This is a genomic window from Polynucleobacter sp. 35-46-11 (assembly GCF_002281105.1).
The window spans coordinates 1-6,429 of the sequence record NZ_NCFJ01000115.1 but is presented as its reverse complement, the minus strand read 5'-3'; the positions used below and the strand labels follow the sequence as shown (position 1 = coordinate 6,429).

General features: G+C 46.6%; 6 protein-coding genes. 3 read left to right on the top strand and 3 right to left on the bottom strand.

Annotated elements, in window-relative coordinates; all coding sequences use genetic code 11:
- The first annotated feature begins 13 nt into the window (after positions 1–13).
- From ilvA to queF, 3 genes are read left to right on the top strand one after another with little or no spacing between them, the layout of a single operon-like run.
- Positions 14–1,534 carry a threonine ammonia-lyase, biosynthetic gene (gene ilvA, locus B7Y67_RS09350; protein WP_015422049.1) on the top strand — a complete coding sequence of 507 codons (1,521 nt, stop codon included), beginning with the start codon at positions 14–16 and terminating at the stop codon, positions 1,532–1,534.
- Between the two features lie 28 nt (positions 1,535–1,562).
- A complete protein-coding gene (locus B7Y67_RS09345) occupies positions 1,563–2,471 on the top strand; it encodes a 5'-nucleotidase (RefSeq protein WP_293598409.1) in 909 nt (302 codons plus the stop codon).
- Positions 2,471–3,298 (top strand): NADPH-dependent 7-cyano-7-deazaguanine reductase QueF, encoded by an 828-nt coding sequence (queF, locus tag B7Y67_RS09340; protein WP_293598408.1) that lies wholly within the window; start codon positions 2,471–2,473, stop codon positions 3,296–3,298. Before B7Y67_RS09345 ends, queF begins: the two co-directional genes overlap by 1 nt.
- Here queF and B7Y67_RS09335 read toward each other — a convergent pair whose 3' ends face one another.
- The 3 genes from B7Y67_RS09335 to B7Y67_RS09325 form a co-directional block, all read right to left on the bottom strand.
- On the bottom strand, positions 3,299–4,534 hold the full coding sequence (locus B7Y67_RS09335) for a hypothetical protein (RefSeq protein ID WP_293598407.1): 1,236 nt from the start codon (positions 4,532–4,534) through the stop codon (positions 3,299–3,301).
- A gap of 126 nt (positions 4,535–4,660) precedes the next feature.
- Positions 4,661–5,116, bottom strand: a complete 456-nt coding sequence (gene ssb, locus B7Y67_RS09330) for a single-stranded DNA-binding protein (protein WP_015422053.1) — start codon at positions 5,114–5,116, stop codon at positions 4,661–4,663.
- 82 nt (positions 5,117–5,198) lie between these two features.
- Positions 5,199–6,383: an MFS transporter gene (locus B7Y67_RS09325; protein ID WP_293598406.1), complete on the bottom strand. Its 1,185-nt coding sequence runs from the start codon at positions 6,381–6,383 to the stop codon at positions 5,199–5,201.
- Positions 6,384–6,429: the final 46 nt, after the last annotated feature.

Sequence of the window (6,429 nt, the reverse complement as noted above, 5' to 3'; positions counted from 1 at the left end):
GTACGCTCATCGCATGGCAACGAACTATTTAAAGAAAATTTTATCGGCCCGAGTCTACGATGTGGCCAGGGAAACAGAGCTCCAAGTAGCCCCCGAACTGACAAAGCGCTTAGGCAACCAAGTTTTACTCAAAAGAGAGGATAACCAGCCGGTTTTCTCCTTCAAACTACGTGGTGCCTATAACAAAATGGCCCATTTACCCCCAGAAGCTCTAAAACGGGGGGTTATTGCAGCCTCAGCTGGCAATCATGCCCAAGGCGTAGCCCTAGCGGCAGCCAAAATGAAGTGCAAAGCAGTCATCGTGATGCCCCTCACCACTCCCAGCGTCAAAATTGACGCAGTCAAGGCGCGTGGCGGATCTTGGGTTGAGGTGATCTTGCATGGCGAATCCTATAGCGATGCCTTCAAATACTCAGAGCTTTTAGAGAAAAAACGGGGTTTGACCTTTGTTCACCCTTTTGATGACCCCGATGTCATCGCCGGACAAGGAACGATCGCCCAAGAAATCTTTCAACAATATCAAGAGCCTATCGATGCTATTTTTGTAGCTATCGGTGGTGGTGGTCTCATTGCTGGAATTGGCGAATATGTCAAAGCAGTCAGCCCTAAGACCAAAGTAATCGGCGTACAGTCAGTTGACTCAGATGCAATGCGACGATCGCTCGAAGCTAACAAGCGTATCGAGATGAAAGACGTAGGCCTCTTCTCTGATGGCACGGCAGTCAAACTCGTTGGGAAAGAAACTTTCCGCATCTGTAAACGCGTAGTCGATGACATCATTACTGTCGATACCGATGAGATCTGCGCTGCCATCAACGATGTCTTCACAGATACCCGCAGCATTCTGGAGCCCGCTGGTGCCTTAGCGATTGCCGGCATGAAGAAGTATGTTGAAAAACATCGCCTAAAAAAGAAAACACTAGTAGCGATAGCTTGTGGCGCGAATATGAATTTCAGTCGCTTACGCTTTGTGGCTGAGCGTGCTGACGTTGGTGAATTCCGCGAAGCTGTTTTTGCCGTGACCATTCCCGAAGAGCGCGGCTCTTTTAGGCGCTTTTGTGAATTACTAGGCAATCGCAATGTTACTGAATTTAACTATCGCATTGCTGATCAGAGCGAAGCACATATTTTTGTAGGAATTGGTACGCAGAAGGCGACAGATAGCACAACAATTGCAAAGCATTTTCGTAAAGCAAAATTTGCAACCATCGATCTCACTCATGATGAGTTAGCGAAGTCTCACCTCCGTCATATGGTAGGCGGTCGCTCCACCCTAGCTCAAGATGAACTGCTTTACCGCTTTGAATTTCCGGAGCGCCCAGGCGCTTTGATGAAGTTCCTTACCAGCATGGCGCCTAATTGGAATATCAGCCTGTTCCATTACCGCAATCACGGCGCAGACTATGGTCGTATCTTGGTAGGTCTTCAGGTTCCCAAAAATGAACAGAAGAAATTTCAAAGCTTCCTAGCATCACTTGGCTATCCTCATTGGAACGAAACCGATAATCCCGCTTACCGTTTATTCCTAAAATGAGATTCAATCCATAAGATCGAATTAGTCAATGTCATACACACTTACCGGAAAACTCGTCGTCGCGATTTCATCGCGTGCGTTGTTTGATTTCGAAGAAGAAAACCGCATCTTCGAATCAACTGATGACAGCGCCTACATGAAGTTGCAATTAGAGCGTTTATCTCATGCCGCTCAAACAGGTGTTGCTTTTCCATTGGTAAAAAAATTGCTCGCTTTCAATGAAGAAGGTGAACAACGTGTTGAGGTGGTGATTCTCTCTCGCAATGACCCAGTTAGTGGCTTACGTGTCTTTCGCTCAGCCGAACATCACGGCCTACATTTAGAGCGCGGTGTATTTACAAGAGGTCGCCCACCCTATCATTACCTTCGTTCGCTACATGCCAACTTATTTCTCTCGGCTAATGAAGATGATGTGCGCGCCACGATTGAGGCAGGGTTTCCTGCTGCGCGCGTATATCCAGAGTCGAGCAAAACTGCAGAGTCTCACCCCAATGAAATTCGCATTGCCTTTGACGGTGATGCCGTTCTATTTTCGGATGAAGCTGAGCAAGTATTTCAGAGTGAAGGCTTGGTAGCCTTTGTCGATCATGAAAGCAAGAAGGCAGCGATTCCTCTACCACCAGGTCCATTTAAACCTTTGTTAGAAGCACTACACCGCTTGCAACGCACCACTAGCGAGAAAGGTATGCGCATTCGCACCGCCTTAGTGACAGCTCGTTCAGCACCCGCGCATGAGCGCGCCATTCGCACACTCATGGCTTGGGGCATCGATGTTGATGAGGCCATGTTCCTTGGTGGGCTCTCCAAAAGCGAATTCCTACGCGAGTTTGAACCAGACTTTTTCTTTGATGACCAAACGGGTCACTGCCAATCGGCCGCATCAGTGGCGCCTACTGGGCACGTTATATCTGGCGTCTCTAATAAACCCAAAAACTAATGTCTACACTTCCTCTTGGTAAGGCAACGGAATATCCTGATCAATACGATCCGAGTTTGCTCTTCCCCATTCCGCGCTCTGAGAATCGCTTCAAGTTAGATATCAAACCAAATCAAGCATTGCCTTTTGTAGGCGTTGATATTTGGAATGCCTTTGAGCTCGGTTGGCTCAATAAAAAAGGGAAGCCCCAGATTGCTCTAGCAGAATTTCAGATTCCAGCGGACTCGCCAAACATGATTGAATCCAAGTCATTCAAGCTTTATCTGAATAGCCTCAATAGCGCCCGCTTTGAAGATGAAGTGGAAGTCCGCGAAAGATTGATTGCGGATCTATCAGCAGTGTCTGGCAGCAAGATTGCGACTCGCATCAACCCCACTGAAGCAGTTGCCAAAAAAGGAATGCAGGAGATGAGTGGCGTTCTCATGGATCGCCTCGATATTGAGATCGATCCGAGTCTATCAGCTGATCCTGCCTTGCTAGAAGTGAATGAATCTTTTGGACCAATCGAGCAATGTTTAGTTTCTCATTTACTCAAATCGAATTGCCCAGTGACCGGTCAACCAGATTGGGCTAGTGTGCAAATTCGCTACCAAGGCCGTCCAATTTTGGAAGAAGGTTTACTGCGCTACCTGATCGGATTTAGGCAAAAAGGTGAGTTTCACGAACATTGTGTTGAGACCATCTTCACTGATATCAAGCGCCAGTGCAAACCAGAAAAACTCTCCGTCTACGCTCGTTATACCCGACGAGGCGGCCTGGATATCAACCCCTTTAGAACTGATCACAATGCACCTTGGCCAGAGAATACACGCCATGCAAGGCAATAACTAAGGCTCAAGCTCCTGTTTTGACGGTGCTACGCTGAGGCCATATATCAGCTCAAGATTTTTTTGAATACTGGGTGCTTGTGAGAAACAGCTTTTTACTAATGCCGGGTTTGCATACCAATCAACATCGCCCTTTGCTTCATCAATAAATGATTTCATAACAATAGCGCTATCGACATCATTAAGTCCTGCGGTCTTGAGTTTTGTAAAACCCAAAGAGCAAGATTTTGCCAAATCAGGGCCTTCTGCTTTAGAAATACGCTGCAGCAAACTAGGAGCAGAGCTATTTAAGATCTGCATAAAATTTTGACCTAAGCCTAGCATTTGAGAGTTCAAAATGTATTCGGAAGAAAGATTTTCTCTGCTTGCCAACCCCTCAATATGAGACGCCGCTGGATAAAACATGCTGCGAAAAAATTGAAACTCTAGTTTCACGGTAAATAGAGGTTGCTTTTCTGATTTAGGATCTTTTTGCAATCTCAGGATTTGCTTATCAGTCAAACTGCCAACGCTTTGATCAATTTTATAGACTGGGATCTCAACCGCTCGAATTCCTTGCCTCAATTCTGGCCAGCTAAAACTAACAGGCGCCTTGGCATCAACCATTCCTTGCAAAAGACTATTGGCCTTCTTTTGTGTCTCACCCACCACTGCATTGCCAACTGTTGCTGAAATCCCACCAATAGCCGCAGCTGAACCGCCAGTTGCCACCATTGCGGCAGCCCCCAACAGTAATTTGGCAGATCCGATGAAATCCTGGTTAGAGTCGCTAGAACTTCTCACATTGAGCACTATCGAAAGTGCGCCTGGGTTGAATATGGAATGGGTACCGAGCACAGTCATTGGGACTACCGATAAAGGAGCGCTACTCAGCGAAGCGCACTCAGAGCCACCCTCTCTGCCGTCAAAAGTAGCAATTGGAATTTCTAACTTATCGAGTTTACTTTTGAAGCCCTGCGTCAGGACAGATAACACTAATTGTGTTTTATCAGACCCCCAAAAACTTCGACTCGCCATTTGAGTGCAACTGCTGACGGGAATCACTTCAGAGCTAATCGTGATATATCCATCATTGCCTCGCCCATCATGCAGCCAATCTGGAGGCTCCCCTCTAACAAATGAGGGGTTCATATCTGGAAAGAAAAAAGCTGCGGCTAGAGATAGCCGGGGGAAAGCAACAATGCTAACGGCTAAGAATGCCAAAAGTGGAAATTTGTGTATCCCTAGCGATTTCATGGATTCATTTTAAGGTGAATACAGCAAACTCGAGGTCATCCGTTCGCTTAGAAAAAAGAAAACCCCAGGAAGCGTTGGCCTGCTGGGGTAAATTGCTAGGCAGTCAAATGACCGCTATCACCTCAATCAAAACGGAATATCGTCATCCATTGCGCCTAGGGATGCAGCATTTGAAGATGCTGGTGCAGATTGCTCAGCCGGCTTTGAACGGCTGTAACTTTCACCACCATCACCACCGCCACCTACTGGCTTGCCACCAAGCATTTGCATTGTTTCTGCAACGATCTCAGTGGAATATTTTTCTTGGCCACTCGCATCAGTCCATTTACGTGTGCGTAAACGGCCTTCTACATAAACCTGTGAACCCTTTTTGAGATATTGGCCAGCGATCTCTGCTAGTTTTCCAAAGAATGCAACGCGGTGCCATTCTGTGGTTTCTTTCATTTCGCCAGACTGCTTATCTTTGTAACGATCTGATGTCGCTACTGAAATGTTTGTTACGGCGTCGCCGCTTGGCATGTAACGTGTTTCTGGGTCGCGCCCTACGTTACCTACGATGATGACTTTATTTACCGAAGCCATGTTGTCTCCCGAAGAAAAATACTGCTGTTATTACTACTAAAAAAATAAACTACTCACCGTAATTCAACCAATGAAGCTACGGTTATGTTGTTGCTGTGACATCCTTTGATTCCGAAGCCCTTGTTGGCATCGAACCCATTGACCAAGCAATTATAAGCCAGCATAAAAGCAGTACTGCACCCAAAACAAAGACCGATAAATCCCCATGGCTATCCATCAAGTAACCCCCAATTACAGCGCCGGTAAAGAGGCCAATCGACTGTGTGGTGTTGTAAACACCCAATGCCGTACCCTTACATTCTTTGGCAAAACGAGAGACTAATGATGGTTGCAATGCTTCAAGTAAGTTAAAGCCCACAAAGTAAATTAATAATGCAATAGCGATGCCAGTAATTGAGTGGGTGCTTGTAAAGACAAATTCTGCAAGAAGGAGTAGCACAATTGCTAACAACAAGATCGTTCTTAACTGCTGCTTCTTTTCACCAAAAATCAGAATTGGTGCCATTAAGAAAAAGGAGAGCAAAACAACTGGGAGATAAACTTGCCAATGTGATGCCAAGGGTAAGCCGGCTTCCACCAATAAGCGCGGTACCACCAAGAACATGGCCACTTGAGTTGCATGCAATACAAATACCCCTGCATTGAGACGCATCAATTCAGGACGCAGAAATACCTCCTTCAAACTGGCTTGTTGCACCTTGGGCTCAGGCTTAGTACTTGGCAAAATATAGCAGGCAACAAACATCGCCCCAACACCTAAGACTGCCAAGACTACAAAGATTCCGCTCAAACTAATCAAGCGATAAATTGGTGCAGCAATTACTAGCGATAAAGCAAATGAAAGTGCAATACTGCCTCCCACCAAGGCCATTGCGCGTGTACGAACCTGCTCACGCGTTAAATCAGCAACCCAGGCAGAAATCGCTGCTGAAACTGCGCCAGCGCCCATCACCCCACGCCCAATAGCGATCCAGAGCAGGTCATCCTGAGCAGCGCAAATTAAGGCGCCAGCGACAAATAAGGAAAGCCCCCATAAAACAACTGGTTTTCGGCCGATCCGGTCAGAAAGACGGCCTAAAGGGATATAGAAGCAGGCCTGAACAATATTGAAGATACCAAGTGTCAAGCCAACCCACAGGGCGTGCTCCCCGCCCGGCAAGCCGTGTGCATGAATGCTGAAAACAGGCAAAAGCAGAAATAGGCCCAACATACGTAGGCCAAAGATGCCTGCTAAGGCCAGAGTGGAGCGAAGTTCAGAAGGATTCATGGGAAAGGGCTATATTAACAAGTTACGCTAAAAAATCATGAATAAC